Here is a 19019-nt window from a genome sequence, read left to right on the forward strand (position 1 = left end):
GAGAGTATTTATCATAGAAGTTTTACAGAGAACATTCCGTAAGGCTGAGAGGAATGGAACGGACAGATAGAGAAGATGGCTTCTGAGCGGCGCACCGAACGGATACCGGGGAGAATAGGAACGGTAGAAGCAAGGCTGCGACAGGATCCGCCTGTTACAGCGGATAGGGTTACGGACCCGAAGAGGTCTGTACTGTGAGGTACAGACGAAGAGAAGTGGTAACACGAGATAACGCTCGTCTTCTTGAAGAACATAAGGTTCTTTGAGGAGACTTTTTTAATGCCAACAAGGTCACAAGACAGAAATTACGATGTGCTTGCACGAGAGTAATTTTCTGTCTTGATGACCTGCCCCGATATGAGCATAGAAGAGAGGCGTAAGCCTTTCGATATGCGAATGGCGGGTAGGATTGCGGGAGCGCAAAGCGCGGAGCAATCCGTGTGGCATTAGATAGTGTTATAGGAGTAGAAAAGGAGAACAGACACAATGGAAAGCAAAGGAAAATATTATCTTACCACAGCGATTGCCTATACATCTGCGAAGCCCCATATCGGCAACAACTACGAGATCGTACTGGCTGACAGCATCGCACGTTTCAAGAGAAAGGAGGGCTATGATGTCTTCTTCCAGACCGGTACTGACGAGCATGGACAGAAGATCGAACTGAAGGCTGAGGCAGCCGGCATCACTCCCAAGGAACATGTAGATAAGATCGCCGGTGTGATCCGCGGACTGTGTGATCTGCTGAACATTTCCTATGATAAGTTCATCCGTACCACGGATGAGGATCATGAGAAGCAGGTGCAGAAGATTTTCAAGCGTCTCTACGATCAGGGAGATATTTACAAGGGAGCCTATGAGGGAATGTACTGTACTCCCTGTGAGTCCTTCTGGACCGAGTCCCAGCTGGTGGACGGCAAGTGCCCGGACTGCGGCGGTGTCGTAAAGCCTGCCAAGGAGGAGGCTTATTTCTTCCGCATGAGCAAATATGCAGACAGACTGATCAGGCACATTAATGAGCATCCCGAGTTCATTCAGCCCGTTTCCCGTAAGAACGAGATGATGAACAACTTCCTGCTCCCCGGACTGCAGGATCTGTGCGTATCCCGTACCTCCTTTACCTGGGGCATTCCGGTGACCTTCGATCCCAAGCATGTCATCTACGTGTGGCTGGATGCACTGACCAACTACATCACCGGTATCGGCTACGATGCAGATGGCAACAGCACCGAGCAGTACAAGAAACTGTGGCCCGCAGACCTGCATCTGATCGGCAAGGACATCATTCGTTTCCATACGATCTACTGGCCTATTTTCCTGATGGCACTGGGTGAGCCCCTGCCGAAGCAGGTATTCGGACATCCCTGGCTTCTTATGGGCGGTGGTAAGATGAGTAAATCCAAGGGAAATGTGGTCTATGCGGATGATCTGGTAGATTATTTCGGCGTAGATGCAGTACGTTACTATGTACTGCATGAGATGCCTTTTGAAAATGACGGTAATCTGACCTGGGAACTGGTAGCAGAGCGTACCAATTCCGATCTGGCCAACACCCTGGGCAACCTGGTGAACCGTACCATTTCCATGAGCAACAAGTATTTTGGCGGTGTAGTAGAGAATAGGAATGTACAGCTGACCGAGAACGATGCAGCAGTGGATGCCGATCTGAAACAGACTGTGACCGGCACTTATGCAAAAGTAGTAGCCAAAATGGAAGAACTGCGAGTAGCAGATGCCCTGACCGAGATCTTCGGCATCTTCAAACGCTGTAATAAATACATCGATGAGACCGAACCCTGGGTACTGGCCAAGGACGAAGCCAAGGCAGATCGTCTGGCTACCGTTCTGTACAATCTGGTGGAAGGTATTATCATTGGCGCATCCCTGTTAGAGCCTTATATGCCCGAAACCGCAGAGAAGATCGCAAAACAGCTGAATACCTCCCTGCGTGACTTTGATCAGTTAGAGCAGTTCGGCCTGTATGAGAGCGGCAACAGGGTGACAGATCAGCCTGAGATCCTCTTCGCCCGTCTGGATATGAAGGATGTAGCAAAAAAAGAGGCAGAGCTGGAAGAAGCCATGATCAAGGCAGCAGCGGAGCATGAAGCGGAAGAGGCAAATGCCGAGGCAGAAAAGGCAGAGCAGGAAGCCATCGATATTGAGCCTAAGACAGAGATCGAATATGACGACTTCGCAAAAATGCAGTTCCAGGTAGGTGAGATCATTTCCTGTGAGGCAGTGCCCAAGTCCAAGAAGCTGCTGTGCAGCCAGGTGAAGATCGGCAGTCAGGTACGTCAGATCGTCTCTGGCATCAAGGCACATTACAGCCCGGAGGAAATGGTGGGCAAGAAGGTTATGGTACTGGTGAACCTGAAGCCTGCGAAACTGGCAGGAGTAATGTCCGAGGGCATGATCCTGTGCGCAGAAGACGCGGAAGGCAATCTGGCTTTGGTCACCCCGGAGAAGAATATGCCTGCCGGAGCAGAGATCTGTTAAATAGTATATGACAACGCAACTTTACGAATGAGGCGGGATGAACTGTTACTATTTTACAAAAAAAGCAATATAGGGCTTAAAATTTTATAAGAAATGATATATAATGAATAGGATGCCAAAGCAGATGGCTGTAAAATTGACATTTGTTTTGTGCGTCCTATGATTTTTCCGTAACCAAGGAGGTTCTATGATTAAGGAAGAATTTTACTTTGATTCCCGGGACGGCGAAAGCCGTATCCATGCAGTGAGATATACTCCCGATGACGGCAATGTAAAAGGCATTGTGCAGGTAGTGCACGGAATGGCAGAGTATGTGGAGCGTTATGAGAACCTGGCTGAATTTCTGACTGCCAGAGGAATCCTTGTTACCGGAGAAGACCATCTCGGACATGGAAAATCTGTGGCGGAAGGCGGCACTTACGGTTACTTCTGCGAACAGGATCCGGCAACGGTAGTGGTAAGGGATGTACATCGGCTGAAGAAGATCACAGAGGAAAGCTATCCGGAGGTGCCCTATGTTATTTTGGGACACAGTATGGGTTCCTTTATTACGAGGAATTATCTGTGTCGTTACGGTAAGGGAGTCGACGGGGCGGTAATTGTCGGAACGGGAATGCAGTCCGGGGGATTGATCCTTTGTTCCAAAGCCATGGCAGGCATACAGAAGCTGTTCTGTGGTTCAAAGCATATCAGCCGTTTTATTGACAAGGCTGCTTTCGGCGGCTATAACAAGCGGATCGATGCTCCGAGGACATCCAGTGACTGGCTGAGCCGGAATCCGGAGAATGTGGACCGCTATATAGCGGATGGGCTGTGTGGATTTACCTTCACTGTGAACGGGTTCCAGACGCTGTTTGAACTGATCCGCAGACTGCAGAAGCAGGAGAATCTGGAGAAGGTACCGCAGAACCTGCCAATCCTTATGGTATCCGGTGCCGAGGACCCGGTGGGAGATTACGGTAAGGGTGTCCGGAAGGCATGTGATTCTCTGAAGAAGGCTGGTGTGAAAAATATTACCGTCAAACTGTACGAGAATGACAGACATGAGCTTTTGAATGAGGAAGACGGTGAACAGGCCATGGAGGACATCTATCAATGGATCCGTAGGGAGATTCCGGGACTGGATTAAGACCGGAAAGCTTTCGGATCAGAGAGGCGGTGCATCATGTCGGATACGGCAGTGGGCACTTACGAGATCAGATGGGCGGAAGACAAAGACTGGATTCCTGCCATGCATATGATCTGGAAGACATTTTTAAAATTTGAGGCGGTGGATTATACAGAGGAGGGAATCCGTAACTTTTATGATTTTATTACGGATGAACACCTCTATAAGTCGTTCCTGCAGGGAAGATACCAGATGATGGTGGCGCTGGACGGTGAGAGAGTCATCGGAGCGGCTTCCGTGCGGAATTATAATCATTTATCACTTCTTTTTGTCGATGAGGAGTATCATCATCGGGGAATCGGACGGGATCTGATGAGAAGAATGTGTGAATATCTGAAAAAAGAGGAAGGGGAACGGTATATGTCGCTGAAAGCAGCTCCGTATGCCGTAGAGTTCTATAGAAAACTGGGGTTTCATGCGGTACATGAAGAGGAGGCATTTTCCGGAATACGTGTGACCCCCATGGAAAAATTTTTATAAAACAGAAAAGGATAAGATGTAAATGAAAATTTTTGACCTGGATAGCCCTTTAATGAATGTACTGAACAAAATGGCAGATCTGATGTGGCTCAATATTCTGACACTGATCTGCTGCATCCCTGTCATTACCGCTGGAGCTGCGCTGACTTCCATGCATTATGTGGCATTGAAGATCGTGCGTAACGAGGAGAGTTATATTACAAGAAGCTTTTTTAAATCCTTTAAAACCAATTTCCGTCAGGCAACCCTGATCTGGTTGCTGCTTATGCTGGTAGCGGCGATCCTTGGCGGTGATTACTACATTATTACCAAATCCGGAATGCAGTTCAGTCAGGTGTTGGTGGTACTGATCATGGCAGCAGGAGTGCTGGTGATCTGCACTTCTTTATATGTATTTCCGGTACTTGCCAAATTTGACAATACAATCATGGGAACCATTCGAAATGCATTTATCATGAGTATTTTACAGCTGCCCAAGACAGTTGTGATGTTCGTAATGGCATTTTTCCCGTTGATTATTTATCTGGTATCTTTAAGACTGATACCCATTATTTTCCTGTTTGGTTTTTCGCTGCCGGCTTATGCCTCTGCCATGCTGTACAATAAATTCTTCCAGAAGCTGGAAGATCAGTTGTTGTCAGAACAGGAGCCTGCACCGGAAATCTCGCCGGAAGAGGATGAGAGAGTATTCCATGATGAACTGGATGAAAGCCTGAAAACAGACGTGAAGTAACAAAAATGTCCTGCGGGGGCATCAGACGAGAGGTGTTCGGAGTATGCAAAAGAGAAAATTTTGGGAAATTGTTTTCCAGTGGGTCTTTCCCTGCGCATTGCTGGTTGTTGCACTGGTTCTGAGTATTTACGAATTTAATAATAAAATGAATTCAGCCATACAGACGGTGGTGGATGATCAGGCAGAGCAGATCGGCTTTTACTATTCCGCGGGAGTAGATGACAAGCTGGGGGCACTGGGAGATATCACGAGTGCCATGGCAAACATTATGGCGAGCCGGCCGGACAGAAGTGATGCTTTTGTATATGAGAAGCTGGACACCATTGTAAAAGCCAGCAACGCCTATATGTCTGCTTATTGTGCTACGAACGGAAAAGGAATGCTGAGTGACCGCCGGGAGTTCGATATGTCGGAGTTAAACTATTACGGCAGCATCAGCGGAACCTCCGCCCATTATATTTATGCCGGCACGGATGGGATCAACGGACAGACTGCCTTTATCTATGTGTGTCCGATTGCGATATCCGGAAATGTCACCGGATATCTGCTCAGTTATATGAACCCGGATGACATGAAGGAATTCTTCGACAATTCTGTATATGGTGACAAGGCGTTTTTCTCTCTGGTCAACCGGAACGGAACCATTATGGCATGCTACGGTGCCACTGACGGAACGGCTATTTTGCAGAATGATTTCTGGAATTCCCTGAAAGATATTTCGGAAAGCCTGGGAAGCTGGACCCTGTTTGAAAGACAGCAGCAGAAGGGCAGCAATGGGATACTGCATGTTAATGAGAACGGCGTAGGTAAGATTCTCTGTCATTTCCCCATTGCGGATACAGACTGGAATCTGGTGGTAGGCATTGATGAATCCTATCTGTCCAGTATTCAACAGTCCTTCCGCGGCCCGATTGCGAATCTGATCGTCAAGATCAGTATTTCCATTGCAGTAGCGCTTATTATTATCACCGCAATCAATATTCTGGTACGCATCAAAGCCTCTGAACACAGTAAGGTGTTGGAGGATAAAGCAGATACCGACCTATTGACGGATCTGAACAATAAGATGGCCACAGAGCGTAAGATCCGGGAATACATGGAAAAGTACCCGGACAAGCAGGGCGTATTGTTCGTACTGGATGTTGATAACTTTAAGAAGATCAATGATACTATGGGACATGCCTTCGGAGATGAAGTGCTCCGCAGCCTGGCAGTACGTCTGCAATCCATGTTCCGGGCTACGGATATCGTGGGTCGTACCGGTGGCGATGAGTTCATGGTGTTTCTGAAGGATATCCGCGAGATCAGTATGATCGAACGGGAAGGCAGGAAGATCGAACAGTTCTTCCATCAGTTTGAAGTGGGAGAATATGTAAAATATTCCGTAACGGCCAGCGTGGGAGCAGCGGTCTTCCCCGGGGACGGCAAGTCTTTCGAGGAACTGTACAAAGCCGCAGATAATGCGCTGTATGTGTCAAAAAGACATGGCAAAAACCAGCTTAGCTTCTATAAAAAGCCGGAAAATGAGACAAAGTAGGGCGATTCTTGTGGAATATGTCCAAGAAATGCGGGCGGATTTGTTCAATCTGACAAGCATTTCGAAAAAAAACAAACTTTATAAGCAATTCTTACAATATGATTCAAAATCTTTGTGAAATAGTGGTATGGCACATTTTCGTGATTTTCGTTATACTGAATTCAGATTCAAACGAGACATATCGTTTCACAATGAGAGAAAATAACATTGGTAAATATGAAAGGAGTATTTTCAAATGGCAAGTTTATCTTTAAAGAATGTCTGCAAAGTATATCCTAACGGTTTCGAAGCTGTTAAGGATTTCAACCTTGAGATCGCAGATCAGGAGTTCATCATTTTCGTAGGTCCTTCCGGATGTGGTAAGTCCACCACCCTTCGTATGATCGCAGGTCTGGAAGATATCTCTTCCGGTGAACTGAAGATCGGTGACAGAGTAGTTAACGATGTAGAGCCTAAGGATAGAGATATCGCAATGGTATTCCAGAACTACGCTCTGTATCCTCATATGTCCGTATACGACAACATGGCATTTGGTCTGAAGCTGAGAAAAGTTCCCAAGGATCAGATCGATAAGATGGTTAAGGAAGCAGCTAAGATTTTGGATCTGACTCCGCTGCTTGATCGTAAGCCCAAGGCTCTGTCCGGTGGTCAGAGACAGCGTGTTGCTATGGGACGTGCAATCGTTCGTAACCCTAAGGTATTCCTGATGGATGAGCCTCTGTCCAACCTGGATGCTAAGCTGCGTGTACAGATGCGTATCGAGATCGCTAAGCTGCATCAGAGACTGGGCACCACCATCATCTACGTTACACATGACCAGACTGAGGCTATGACCCTTGGTACCAGAATCGTTGTTATGAAGGACGGCGTTATCCAGCAGGTAGATACTCCTCAGAACCTGTATGAGAAGCCCTGCAACCTGTTCGTAGCAGGATTCATGGGATCTCCGCAGATGAACTTCCTGGATGCTACTGTTAAGGTAGAAGGCGACATCGCTAACCTGGTAATCGCAGGCCACAGCATTCCCCTTCCTCCCGCTAAGTCCAAGAAGCTGATCGATGGCGGTTACGATGGAAAGGTTGTTACCTTCGGTATCCGTCCTGAGGACGTATATGATTCCGAGATGTACATCGAGACCTCTCCTCAGAGCGTATTTACCTCTACCATCAAGGTTTATGAGTTACTTGGTGCAGAAGTATATCTGTACTTCGATCTTGACGAGTTCCCTATGACCGCAAGAGTAGATTCTCGTACCACTGCAAGACCTGGCGATACCGTTAAGTTCGCTCTGGATGTTGAGAAGATCCACGTATTCGACAAAGAGACCGAGCAGGTTATTACCAACTAGTCTTAAGTTTCATAAGAGATTTCAAGGTCCTGTCTGTGAATGCAGACAGGGCTTTTTTTATGCATTTTGCTTGCACGAGGTGAGTAAATCAGATATACTAAGTATATATAGTTCTGACATAGATGAAAAGCGAGACTGCTTGCAGGTGGAGCTTTTCGCCTATGAACAGAACGAATGGATATGAGCAGGGAGGACGATAGTCCGGAATGCGAAGAGACGTTGCGAAATCGAGAACGCGAAGAGCGAAGAATTCGATATAGATTATGCTACAGAAAGGCGTGGACAATATGATTACAGGCCAGATTATACAGACAAGCATTGATGAATTAAAAGCAATCACTAAGGTAGACCTCGGAGTCTATGATCTGAACGGATCCGAAGTGGCATCTACCATGGAAAAGGATGACATAACCACAGATCTGATCACAGGCTTTGCGGCTTCTCCGGCGGATAGCCAGGTGATCGGAGTACATCACCTTCTGAAGATCCGTGACGAAGGGGATCTTTTATATGTACTGGTGGCACGGGGAATGACGGATGACGTATATATGGTGGGTAAGATTGCTGTCAGTCAGATCCAGAATCTTGTCATTGCCTACAAGGAACGGTTTGACCGGAATAATTTCTTTCAGAACCTGTTGTTGGATAATCTGTTGCTGGTAGATATTTACAATCGGGCGAAGAAACTTCATGTGGAAGTCAGCTGTCCCAGAGCCGTATATCTCATTGAGACCAAGGATGAGAAAGATGGCATTGTATCTGAAGTGCTGAAGGGCATGTTTTCCCCGCAGGCGGGAGATTATGTAACAGCGGTGGATGAGTCCAGCCTGATCCTGATCAAATCTGTTGAGAGCACCACCACACCTGAGACACTGCATGAACTGGCCGAGACTATTGTAGCCATGATGAATGCGGAGGCTCTTCTGGATGTGAAGGTGGCATATGGCACCGTGGTACAGGAATTGAAGGACGTATCCAAGTCCTACAAGGAAGCCAAGATGGCACTGGATGTAGGCAAGATCTTCTACGTAGAGAAAAAGGTGATCGCCTACAGCACGTTGGGAATCGGACGTCTGATCTATCAGCTGCCGGTGAATCTGTGCAAGATCTTTATTGAGGAGATCTTCGGTGACAATGTACCTATGGATCTGGATGAAGAGACCCTGAACACCCTGAACAAGTTCTTCGAAAACAATCTGAATGTGTCGGAGACTTCCAGACAGTTGTTCGTGCATCGTAATACGCTGGTATATCGTATTGAGAAGATTCAGAAGAGCACCGGCCTGGATCTGCGGAGCTTTGATGATGCACTGACTTTCAAGATCGCGTTGATGGTCGTAAATTATATGAAATATCTGGACAGCCAGGAATATTAAGGACAACCCCTCGCATAAAGTTAGATAGAAACTTTATACGGGGGGGATTTTATGTCATATCGGAAACAGATCAGCTATTTGGAATTACAGGAAAACGGGCAACGGATCCGGGGAGCCGGGTATGCAAAGCTGGAAAGCTGGGAAAAGGAAGAGATTCTGATGGTGCAGCTGAGAGGACAGGGGATCGTGTCTGGCAAGGAGATGATGCTGTATCTGCAGCGGGAAAGCGGAGAAGAACTGTTATGTGAAATGACGGCAGAACGGGGGACCGTTTCCTGTGAAAAAAGAATTTCCAGAAAAGCGGATTGGGAGCCGACACTGGGGATACGCATTCCCCTGGAACGTAATTTTGAGATCATAGGGCGGTTTGCAGGAGCGGCTGGTGCGAAGAAAGTACCTGCGCCTGTGACTGCGATTGCACCGGTTACGGTGGGGGAAATCGAAGGACAGGGGCAAGGTGGAAACCAGCCGGAGCAGGCAAAGCGGCCGATACAGACAGAACAGCAGGAAACCCAAAATAGGGAGATGCAGCGGGAGCGGGTGCAGGAGCAAGGCAGGCAAGCCCGTGAACAGACCGAAAAAGTGGCAGAAACCGTAGTCGCAAACGAAAAAATGGTCAGTGGATCGGAAGCCCGGAGCTCGAAAAAAACTGCCACGGAACACACTCTCCACATGAAAGACACCAAATGGGAGCAATTAAGCAGTATCTACCCCCACATCCATCCCTTCCGGGATGCCAGAGAATTTCTTTCCGTGGGTCCGGAGGATTTCGTTGTGTTGCGGGAGCGTTGCTATCAGATGACCCACAACAGTTTTTTGTTGCATGGCTATTATAATTACAGACATTTATTATTAATGCGTCAGGAAGTCTCTGGGGAAGTGAAATATTACATAGGAGTCCCGGGTAATTTTTATGAAAGAGAAAAACAGGTAGCCAGAATGTTTGGCTTTGAAAGTTTTGAAGGAACCAGAGAACCGGCATGGGAAGGGGATTTCGGATATTATCTGATCGCAGTGGAACTGTGAGAGAATCACAGTCCCCGCTCGTCAAATTCCGGAATAAAGCTTTCACAGGCGGCACTTCCCTCTTGCCGGAAGCCCTGTTCAATGCCGATTCGCTCCGCAAAGCGCAGGACCCGGTCATATTCCTCCGGTGTCACTGTGCGATTGAGTGCTTCAATATCTGCCACCTGCGGAAGAGGTGTATATTGATTCATAATGCTAATATAGATATGATCCCCATAGGTCTCATGGAGATACCGCAGGATCTTCTTGGAGTCTTTCGCTTGTCCCGGCAGGAGCAGATGGCGTACGATCATCCCCCGCTGCATCAGCCCGGTGTCGGGATCCATGACCGGATCTAAGACCTGCCGGTACATTTCCGCAATGGCAGCGCAGGCAATCTCAAAATAGTCCGGGGCATGCGAATACGCAGCGGAAAGCTCCGGAGAAAAATATTTCAGATCCGGCAGATAGATATCCACCAGACCATCCAGATGGCGTAAAGCCTCCGGAGATTCGTAACTGCCGGTATTGTATACAATGGGGATGGACAGTCCCTGATTTTTGGCCTGCTGTAAGGCAATGACGATCTGGGGAAGAAAATGTGTGGGGGTAACAAGATTGATATTGTTAGCACCCTGTTCCTGTAATTGTAGAAAGATTTTCACCAGATGTTCGGGAGTGATGACTCGTCCGGCTTTCCCCAGAGCGATATTATGGTTCTGGCAGAAGACACAGCGCAGGTTGCATCCGGAGAAAAAGACGGTACCGGAACCGGAAGTACCGGAGATACAGGGCTCCTCCCAATAATGCAGAGAGGCTCTGGCAGCCATAATATCTGCCGTCTGGCCACAATATCCCACGCCACCATCCAGGCGATCGGCATGACAGGCCCTGGGACACAGGACGCAGTCGGACATGATTTTCCGGAACCATGCGGCATCTTGGGGAGCCAGATCGCCGGAAACGGATGCTATGCTGTTGGAAACCAAAAAAGGGGATGACATATCGCCTGACACAATCTATAACCTCTTAACTGACTTATCCATGAATTCACAGAACACTTTAAATATCAAAACCGCACATGCCGGACCAGGATAACAGCTCCACCCAGTTTCCTCACGGCACATGGAAGGTTCTACTTAGTGCTGCTTTGTTCCCAACCTGACACGGTTCGTAGATTCCCATTGCGTAAGACCGAGTTTCATCACTATTCCCATGATACCGGACATGTACGGCCTTTTAAGTGTATCCTGTTCCCCGGTTTTTGTCAAGCCTCTTTGCCTTGAAGGAAACAGGGAAGAGTGTTATAATTAAAATAATATGTAATTTTGTCGAAAGATAGTTGCCTACGGAGAAGGATCCATGAGAAACAAGCGAAAAAGTATATCCCTGCTGGGATGGATAATAGGTGCACTTTTACTGATATATCTGGGAGTATTTTGCTACCTGAATCTGTGTAAATATGCACAACATGTGGATTCGGATATTGCCGCAGAGGCTTTGCTGGCCCGGGAGATCTGGGTGGAGAAGGATATTACACCCAACGACTGGATCTCCAGCACGGAGAGACGGATCATTGGAATGCCTACGGTTGCAGCCGTATTTTACGGTATCACCGGCAGCATGCAGACGGCGGCGGGAATTACCTGCGTTCTATTGGGTGCGATTTTGCTGGGGATATTTTATTTTTTTCTGAGAAAATTATCTTTGAGCAGACCGGCATCAATTACGGCATTGCTGGTATTGTGTGCGCTGCCAATCAACGGTTTTCGCAATGAGGGGCAGATGGTTCCTTTTGTAGCGCTGCTTTTATTCCTATTTGCAGAGTATTATGTGTTTCATGGCATTTTTCTGTTTTTCAATATCCTGTTTTACCTGAAATTAAAAGAAAACCGGCAGATGACCCGGAAGACCTTTCTGGAGTGGCTGGTATTGTTTGTTGCCGCAGTTTTGCTGAACTGTGGGGGACAGAGATGTCTGCAGGTCATCATCCTGCCACTGCTTGTAGTGGAAGTGATCGCTTTATTCATGGAATCCGGACATCTCCGGCAGAAGCTGCCCGGTGGACGTTATCTTGCCACAGCCTATGTGGGAAGTCTTGTACTTGCTTTTCTGGTATCCTGTCTGTACGGCGGCAGAGGAGATTATGCAGTCTATCTGCTGCAGCCGGGAGAGGCAGTAGAGAAACTGCTTCTTGGGGTTCCGGCAGCCCTGTTGGAGAACTTCGGACTGGTGGGAAATGCAAAGGTAGGGAGCTTTGCTTCTCTGATGCAGCTTCTTGTCTGGGTGTTCCTGATCCTGTTGGGGTATGGACTCTGGTATGTGTTCCGGAAAAATACAGAGAGCACAGACAGACAAAAAGATGCACTGACAATTCTCCTTGCTTCTGTGGGAGTCACAGCATTTATCATCGGGATCACCAGTGCGGAGGCGGCCCATTATTACTTTTTCATGGCATGGTTCGCAGCAGCTGTTCTGGTAGCGGTGATGGTGGATCATATGTCGGAAGGACAGCCGGTGTTCGCTGGTCTGATCTTAACGGCCGTAGCGCTGTTCGCGGTGCTGAATCTGAAATACACCTACTGTGAAGCGGCCACCACACAGGATAACCTGAAGGAATATCAGGAAGTGGCGGATTATCTGACAGAAGCGGGAATCGACTACGGATATGCAGAATTCTGGGATGCCGAACGGATCTGTCTGATCACGGACGGCCGGGTGACGATGGGACATTCCTATACCATGGCCAGTCTTTCCGGATACTGGTGGCTCACCAGTATGAAATGGTATCCCCCGACGCTGCCCAAGGAAATGCGGACCGCTTACGTCGTACGGACAGAAATGCGTGAAGCCTTTGAACAGCAATTTCCGGAAGGGGAAGCACCGATACTGGAATATGAGAATGAAAAGCTGGCAGTATATGTCGGTGACAGAAATTATGTGGAACTATAAGATAAAAATGAGGGAACATTAATGGAAAAAATATACCGTATTCTGTTGGGAATATTTCTTGTCTGTCTGATTCCCATTCTTTTGGTCCTGAGTTACTGGTCCTGTCGGTATTCTTATTACGGAACGGTGGATTACAGCATCAGAAATCTCCTGATAAAAGACAGTACCTGGAAACATTTTGTTATTTTCCTGCTGACATCTGTCCTTGTCTATGAGGGAGATAAATGGCTGAATGCTCAAAATCAGGAAAAACAGGAAAAAATCTGTAGATACACGTTACTGGCAACTGGCATGACGACATTTATTCTTGGGTGTGTTTATGTTCTGAAGAACCCCTATTATCCCGAGGGAGATCAGATCAATGCAACGGCGTTTGCGGCGTATTGTCGGGAGGGTAATTTTATCATGCTGGAACCCGGAGGCTATGTCGGGATGTATCAACAGCAAAAAGGGCTGGGAATATTGTATGAGATATTGTTTGCCCTGTTTGGAAATTTCAATTATACTCCGGCAAAAATCCTGCATGTAATATGGTGGGTACTGGCGATTCTGGCAGGATACGGTTTCCTGAAACTGAATACAGACAGAGCCATATTTAGAATCGTATATTGTATTATGATGTTGGGCTGTATTCCTTTTTTGCTGTATTTACCGTATATTTACGGGGACGTGCTCAGTATCAGCTTTGGAATGGTAATGTTCTGGGCGGTGTCTGCTTATGAACATTATGAGAAGAAGAGGTATATTGCGTTGGCGGCATGTGTGGCAGGGATTGCTGTGCTTGCCCGGAAAAATACATGGATCATACTCATTGGAGTGGGAATTTATGCAGTTCTGGTCTGCCTGAAGAAAAAGAAGGGACAATATCTGCTGGCAGGGTTTGCAATTCTTCTGACGGCAGCACTGACGGTGAAAGCGGTAGATGTAATGTATGAATACCGTTCCGGATATCCCAGTGACATTGGCATTCCGAGCATTCTCTGGATTGCGATGGGATTACAGGAGACGGATGGCATGGCCGGGGTGTACAATCGCTATCAGCAAACCACGTTTGCAGAACATGATTTTCAACAGGAGCCTGCCGCACAGGAAGGAAAGGAATATATTCGAGAACGATTGCGGGAGTTCCGGGAGAATCCGGCTATGGCCAGAGATTTCTTTAAGAGAAAACTGGAAGATCAGTGGATCGAACCGCTGTTTTCCAGCCTCAAGGCAACAGAGTCGTTTGATACGGATGGAGAACCGCTGTCCTCCGGGATTACCAGTCTGTACTATGGGAACATACATGAAACCGTATGGAAGCTGGCCAATTATTACCAGAGTATCGTATACTTGGCAGGACTTGTACTTGGAATTGCTTTGTGCGGAAGATGGTGGCAAAAAAAAGAAATTCCGACAGCATTGTGGCTGCCTTTGATTGGCATAGTAGGTGGCTTCCTGTTCAGTATCATCTGGGAAGCGCAGAGCAGATATGTATTTCCGTACTATGTATTTTTGATCCTCTTTGTGCCGATGGGACTTTATGAAACGGGAAGAGCGATTTCCCGATTACCGAAGCATAGAAGAAAAACAACCGAACAGAACCAGACACAGGAAGAAAGCTTACGAGAGATCGCCTGATGCCTTTCTGGCAGCTTTCTCCTGTTTGTTCCGGATGCGGAGCTCTTCAAAAAAAGTCTTCAGCATCTGGCTGCATTCCGTTTCCAGAATGCCCCGGGTAACCTTCACCTGATGGTTAAACTGGGGCATTTCCAGTATATTTAGGATCGAACCTGCACATCCCGCCTTGGGATTCATGCAGCCCATCACTACTTCAGGGATACGGGCCTGCACAATGGCACCGGCGCACATCTGGCAGGGTTCCAGGGTCACATAGAGCGTGCATTCTTCCAGACGCCAGTCGCCGATCACTTTGCTGGCTTTGTTGATCGCTGTGATCTCTGCGTGCGCCAATGTATTCTTGTCTGTATTTCTCCGGTTGTAACCACGACCGATGATCTTACCTTCATGTACAATGACACAGCCGATGGGGACTTCCCCCAGGGCATAGGCTTTTTTCGCCTGCTTCAGAGCTTCCTTCATATATTTTTCTTCCACACTTTTGATTACTGCCATGGTATCTGTAGCCTTTCTGGCGCATGCGCTGTCCGATTTATTCTGCCTTGGAAAACCTTTTCCAAAAAATCACACTATATTTCGTAAATGCTGTACATTGACGAAACTACCGTTAACTTATAGTATAGAGAATATATGAGTAAACGTCAAATGGAACGAGACCGCATTTTGCTGCGGTAACGGAGAGCAACGGGCGCAGGAACTGCGACCGGAACGGGGGATTTATGGTATCGATCAAAGAAGTTGCAAAACATGCCGGAGTGGCTATTTCCACAGTATCCAAGGTCTTAAATGGCTATCCTAATGTCAGTGAAGAGACGAAGAAAAAGGTACAGGACGCCATCAAGGAGTTGAATTATATTCCGAATTCCATTGCTGCGGCGCTTTCCTCCAAGCAGTTTGGAAGAATCGCGCTGGTGCTGGATCCCAATAGACAGACCCAGGCCATTGACCAGATCTTCATGCAGTATCTGGTAGGGGCACTGGATAAGGCCAAGGAACTGAACGTGGAAGTCGTGACGATCTTTCCGTCCATGATCGCGGGGATGACGGCGGAAGAGATCACAAGATCTTTTCTGTCCCAGAGTATTTCCGGCGTGGTGATCTATGGCATGTCTAAGGAGGACAAGGTGCTGCAGAAGCTGATCCGGGAGAAACAGTTTGCCTGTGTGGTAGTGGATGCGCCGATTGTCAATTCCAGGACTACATCCATCAGCATTGATCAGGAACAGGCCCAGTATGATGTGGCGAAGAAGACCGTGCTGGATGACAACTGTAAACGAGTGCTCTACATTGCGGGCAGAAGAGACGGTTATGTCACGGATCAGAGATTGAAGGGGATGAAGCGTCTGGTGAAGGATCTGGATCTGACCATGATGGTCAGACAGGGAGACTTCAGTGAGCTGACGGCAAGAAACGTGGCATTGAAATATGCGAAGAATAAGGATGTGGTGGTCTGCGCTTCCGATCTGATGGCCATAGGTGCCATGAATGCATTGATCGATATGGATATTTTCCGTCCGGTGTGCGGCTTCGATGGTATCACCCTGATGGGATATGTCGGCAAGCAGATGAATACCATAAGGCAGGACTTCTACAGCATCTCCAGCAGAGCCGTGGAAGAGGTACACCAGCTGATGAACGGAGGGGAAGGGCATCAGGTAATCATGCCCCACAGTATCGTGAAAATGTACTATAAGGACATTATCTGTTAAGCTATTTTGCACAAAAAATCAGGAAAATTAAAGAAAAGGTTGCGGAAAACGTTTTCCTATGCTATCCTGTGTATTGTAAGAGAACGACATACACAAAATCTCAGTATTGCGAGGGTATGAAAAGCCGGAAAGTGCAGGAAATACCCAAGGCGCAGCGGCAGCAAGTGTATGGGATATCAAAAATAAGTATAGTACCCAGACAAAGAAAAAGAATATGAAAAAATGAGTGTGGCACGGTACATTCATTTTGGCAAAAATAAAACTATCGTGCAGAATGGAGTTTGAAATGAATTTAGAGCAGACTTTAAATGAGATCACCGGCAAATTATATGGCAAGAATATCGGTGCCTGCACCGATGCACAGCTGTACACCGGAGTATTGCAGCTGACCAAAGAGAAGATGGCAGAGACTCCCGCCATTACAGGAGACAAGAAGGTATATTATATTTCCATGGAGTTCCTGATCGGTAAGCTGTTATCCAACAATCTGATCAATTTAGGCATCTATGAGGAGCTGAGCGATATCCTGAAGAAGAACGGCAAAACCATCGCAGACATCGAAGAGGCAGAACCCGAACCTTCTCTGGGTAACGGGGGCTTAGGCAGACTGGCAGCCTGCTTCCTGGATTCCATCGCTACCCTGGGACTTCCCGGGGACGGTATCGGTCTGAATTACCACTTCGGATTGTTCAAGCAGGTATTCAAGGATCACCTGCAGAACGCCGAGAAGAATGACTGGATCCAGAAGGATTCCTGGCTGAACAATACCGGCACAAAATTCGAAGTATCTTTCGGTGACCGCAAGGTGACTTCCGTACTTTATGATATTGATGTCGTAGGTTATGAGAATGGACTGAACAAGCTGCATTTATTTGATGTCGAGACCGTAGACGAGAGTCTGGTAAAGAAGGGCATCACTTTTGATAAGGAAGCCATTGAGAAGAACCTGACCCTGTTCCTGTATCCCGATGATTCCGATGAGGCAGGTAATCTGCTGCGTATCTATCAGGAATACTTCATGGTATGCAACGGTGCCCAGCTGATCCTGAAGGAAGTAAAGGAAAAGGGTTATGATCTGCATACTCTGCCCGAGCATGTAGCGATCCAGATCAACGATACCCATCCTACCATGGTTATCCCCGAGCTGATCCGCATTCTCACCACAGAGGAAGGCTTCACCATGGACGAAGCCATTGATGTGGTAAGCCGCACCTGTGCTTATACGAACCACACCATTCTGGCAGAAGCTCTGGAGAAATGGCCTCTGGCTTATATCGAGGAAGTAGTGCCTCAGCTGGTTCCCATCATCAAGGAGCTGAGTGACCGTGTGGCAAAGAAATATAAGGACGAAAAAGTTCAGATCATTGACAAGGACAAGAGAGTGCACATGGCACATATCGACATCCACTATGGCTATAGTGTCAACGGCGTGGCAGCGATCCATACCGAGATCCTGAAGCAGAGCGAACTCAATCATTTTTACAAGATCTATCCCGAGAAGTTCAACAACAAGACCAACGGTATTACCTTCCGCAGATGGTTGCTGTCCTGCAACCATGAGTTGGCTGCCTTCCTGACCCAGACCATTGGCGACGGCTACAAGAAGGATGCGGATGAATTACAGAAGCTGTTAGAGCATAAGGACGATCAGGCCGTACTGGATGCCATCTACGACATCAAGAAGACCAAGAAGGCAGAACTGGTATCCTATATCAAGGAGAAGGAGGGCGTGGAGCTGAATCCCGATTCCATCTTCGATATTCAGGTAAAGCGTCTGCATGAGTATAAGCGTCAGCAGATGAATGCACTGTATATCATTCACAAATATCTGGAGATCAAGGGCGGCAGGAAGCCTTCTACTCCACTGACCTTTATCTTCGGTGCAAAGGCTGCGCCTGCGTATGTGATTGCTCAGGATATCATCCATCTCCTGCTGGTAATGTCCGACATTATCAATAACGATCCTGAAGTCAGCCCTTACATGAAGCTTGTTATGGTAGAGAACTATAATGTAAGCTATGCTGAGAAGCTGATCCCTGCCTGCGATATCTCCGAGCAGATCTCCCTGGCATCCAAGGAGGCATCCGGAACCGGTAACATGAAGTTCATGTTAAACGGTGCCGTAACACTGGGTACCAGTGACGGTGCAAACGTAGAGATCCATGAGCTGGTAGGCGATGACAATATCTACATCTTCGGTAAGGACAGCGACACTGTGATCAAGCATTACGAGAAGGCAGATTATGTTTCTAAGGACTACTACAAGAAGAGCCCTGTGATCAAAGAGGCTGTAGACTTCATCGTCAGCAAAGAAGTGCTCAAGGTCGGCAAAAAGGAGAACCTGGAGCGTCTGTACAACGAGCTGCTGAACAAAGACTGGTTCATGACCCTGCTTGACTTAGAGGACTACATCAAGGTAAAGGATCAGGCATTTGCTGATTACGAGGATCAGCAGAAGTGGAAGAAGATGATGTTAGTGAACATCGCCAAGGCCGGATTCTTCTCCTCCGACAGAACTATTGCAGAGTACAACAGAGATATCTGGAAGCTGAAATAAATGGAAAGTTACGCGAGCAATGAGCCGCGCATAGGCAT

Annotated in this window: 14 protein-coding genes, 1 other RNA gene and 1 other annotated feature (1 of these 16 running past the window's edge); of the genes, 12 read left to right on the top strand and 3 right to left on the bottom strand. The window is 47.4% G+C overall.

The genetic code is table 11. The annotated features are described in order from the left end of the window. Positions 1 to 246: a binding site (T-box leader), on the top strand (it extends 17 nt beyond the left edge of the window). 240 nt (positions 247 to 486) lie between these two features. The 8 genes from metG to DW835_RS10145 all read left to right on the top strand — a co-directional run bounded on the left by metG (position 487) and on the right by DW835_RS10145 (position 10164). Then, a complete protein-coding gene (metG, locus tag DW835_RS10110; protein ID WP_118668841.1) occupies positions 487 to 2496 on the top strand; it encodes a methionine--tRNA ligase in 2010 nt (669 codons plus the stop codon). A 187-nt stretch (positions 2497 to 2683) separates the two neighbouring features. Beyond that, positions 2684 to 3625, top strand: coding sequence for an alpha/beta hydrolase (locus tag DW835_RS10115; protein ID WP_117466015.1), 942 nt, complete (start codon positions 2684 to 2686; stop codon positions 3623 to 3625). Positions 3626 to 3661: 36 nt separating this feature from the next. Next, positions 3662 to 4144 carry a GNAT family N-acetyltransferase gene (locus DW835_RS10120; protein WP_117466014.1) on the top strand — a complete coding sequence of 161 codons (483 nt, stop codon included), beginning with the start codon at positions 3662 to 3664 and terminating at the stop codon, positions 4142 to 4144. 22 nt (positions 4145 to 4166) lie between these two features. After that, positions 4167 to 4877, top strand: coding sequence for a DUF624 domain-containing protein (locus DW835_RS10125; protein WP_117466013.1), 711 nt, complete (start codon positions 4167 to 4169; stop codon positions 4875 to 4877). Positions 4878 to 4920: 43 nt separating this feature from the next. Then, entirely contained in the window at positions 4921 to 6414 is a 1494-nt protein-coding gene (locus DW835_RS10130) for a sensor domain-containing diguanylate cyclase (RefSeq protein WP_118668840.1), read from the top strand. 235 nt (positions 6415 to 6649) lie between these two features. Beyond that, positions 6650 to 7762, top strand: a complete 1113-nt coding sequence (gene ugpC / locus DW835_RS10135) for a sn-glycerol-3-phosphate ABC transporter ATP-binding protein UgpC (protein WP_022153948.1) — start codon at positions 6650 to 6652, stop codon at positions 7760 to 7762. Between the two features lie 287 nt (positions 7763 to 8049). Continuing rightward, positions 8050 to 9138, top strand: a complete 1089-nt coding sequence (locus DW835_RS10140) for a helix-turn-helix domain-containing protein (RefSeq protein WP_118538634.1) — start codon at positions 8050 to 8052, stop codon at positions 9136 to 9138. 51 nt (positions 9139 to 9189) lie between these two features. After that, positions 9190 to 10164: a DUF6128 domain-containing protein gene (locus DW835_RS10145; protein ID WP_118668839.1), complete on the top strand. Its 975-nt coding sequence runs from the start codon at positions 9190 to 9192 to the stop codon at positions 10162 to 10164. Between the two features lie 5 nt (positions 10165 to 10169). Here DW835_RS10145 and DW835_RS10150 read toward each other — a convergent pair whose 3' ends face one another. Together DW835_RS10150 and ffs are read right to left on the bottom strand one after the other, a co-directional pair. Beyond that, entirely contained in the window at positions 10170 to 11159 is a 990-nt protein-coding gene (locus DW835_RS10150) for a radical SAM protein (protein WP_347559372.1), read from the bottom strand. Between the two features lie 55 nt (positions 11160 to 11214). Further along, an RNA gene (gene ffs, locus DW835_RS10155) (signal recognition particle sRNA large type) lies at positions 11215 to 11383 on the bottom strand. 122 nt (positions 11384 to 11505) lie between these two features. Here ffs and DW835_RS10160 point away from each other — a divergent pair. Beyond that, positions 11506 to 13095 carry a hypothetical protein gene (locus tag DW835_RS10160; RefSeq protein ID WP_118668838.1) on the top strand — a complete coding sequence of 530 codons (1590 nt, stop codon included), beginning with the start codon at positions 11506 to 11508 and terminating at the stop codon, positions 13093 to 13095. A 21-nt stretch (positions 13096 to 13116) separates the two neighbouring features. Further along, complete coding sequence (locus DW835_RS10165) at positions 13117 to 14715, top strand: hypothetical protein (RefSeq protein ID WP_117466009.1); 1599 nt, start codon at positions 13117 to 13119, stop codon at positions 14713 to 14715. Here the strand turns inward: DW835_RS10165 and tadA are convergent. Then, entirely contained in the window at positions 14698 to 15210 is a 513-nt protein-coding gene (tadA, locus tag DW835_RS10170) for a tRNA adenosine(34) deaminase TadA (protein ID WP_022312641.1), read from the bottom strand. The genes DW835_RS10165 and tadA overlap by 18 nt on opposite strands. Positions 15211 to 15434: 224 nt before the next feature. Between tadA and DW835_RS10175 the strand changes: the two genes are divergently transcribed. Both DW835_RS10175 and DW835_RS10180 read left to right on the top strand, forming a co-directional pair. Continuing rightward, entirely contained in the window at positions 15435 to 16424 is a 990-nt protein-coding gene (locus DW835_RS10175; protein ID WP_022312642.1) for a LacI family DNA-binding transcriptional regulator, read from the top strand. A 274-nt stretch (positions 16425 to 16698) separates the two neighbouring features. Next, positions 16699 to 18981, top strand: a complete 2283-nt coding sequence (locus DW835_RS10180; RefSeq protein ID WP_243037124.1) for a glycogen/starch/alpha-glucan phosphorylase — start codon at positions 16699 to 16701, stop codon at positions 18979 to 18981. Positions 18982 to 19019: the final 38 nt, after the last annotated feature.

It is taken from the genome of Clostridium sp. AM34-9AC (genome assembly GCF_003480225.1).
GTDB classification, from domain to species: Bacteria; Bacillota; Clostridia; order Lachnospirales; family Lachnospiraceae; genus Acetatifactor; species Acetatifactor acetigignens.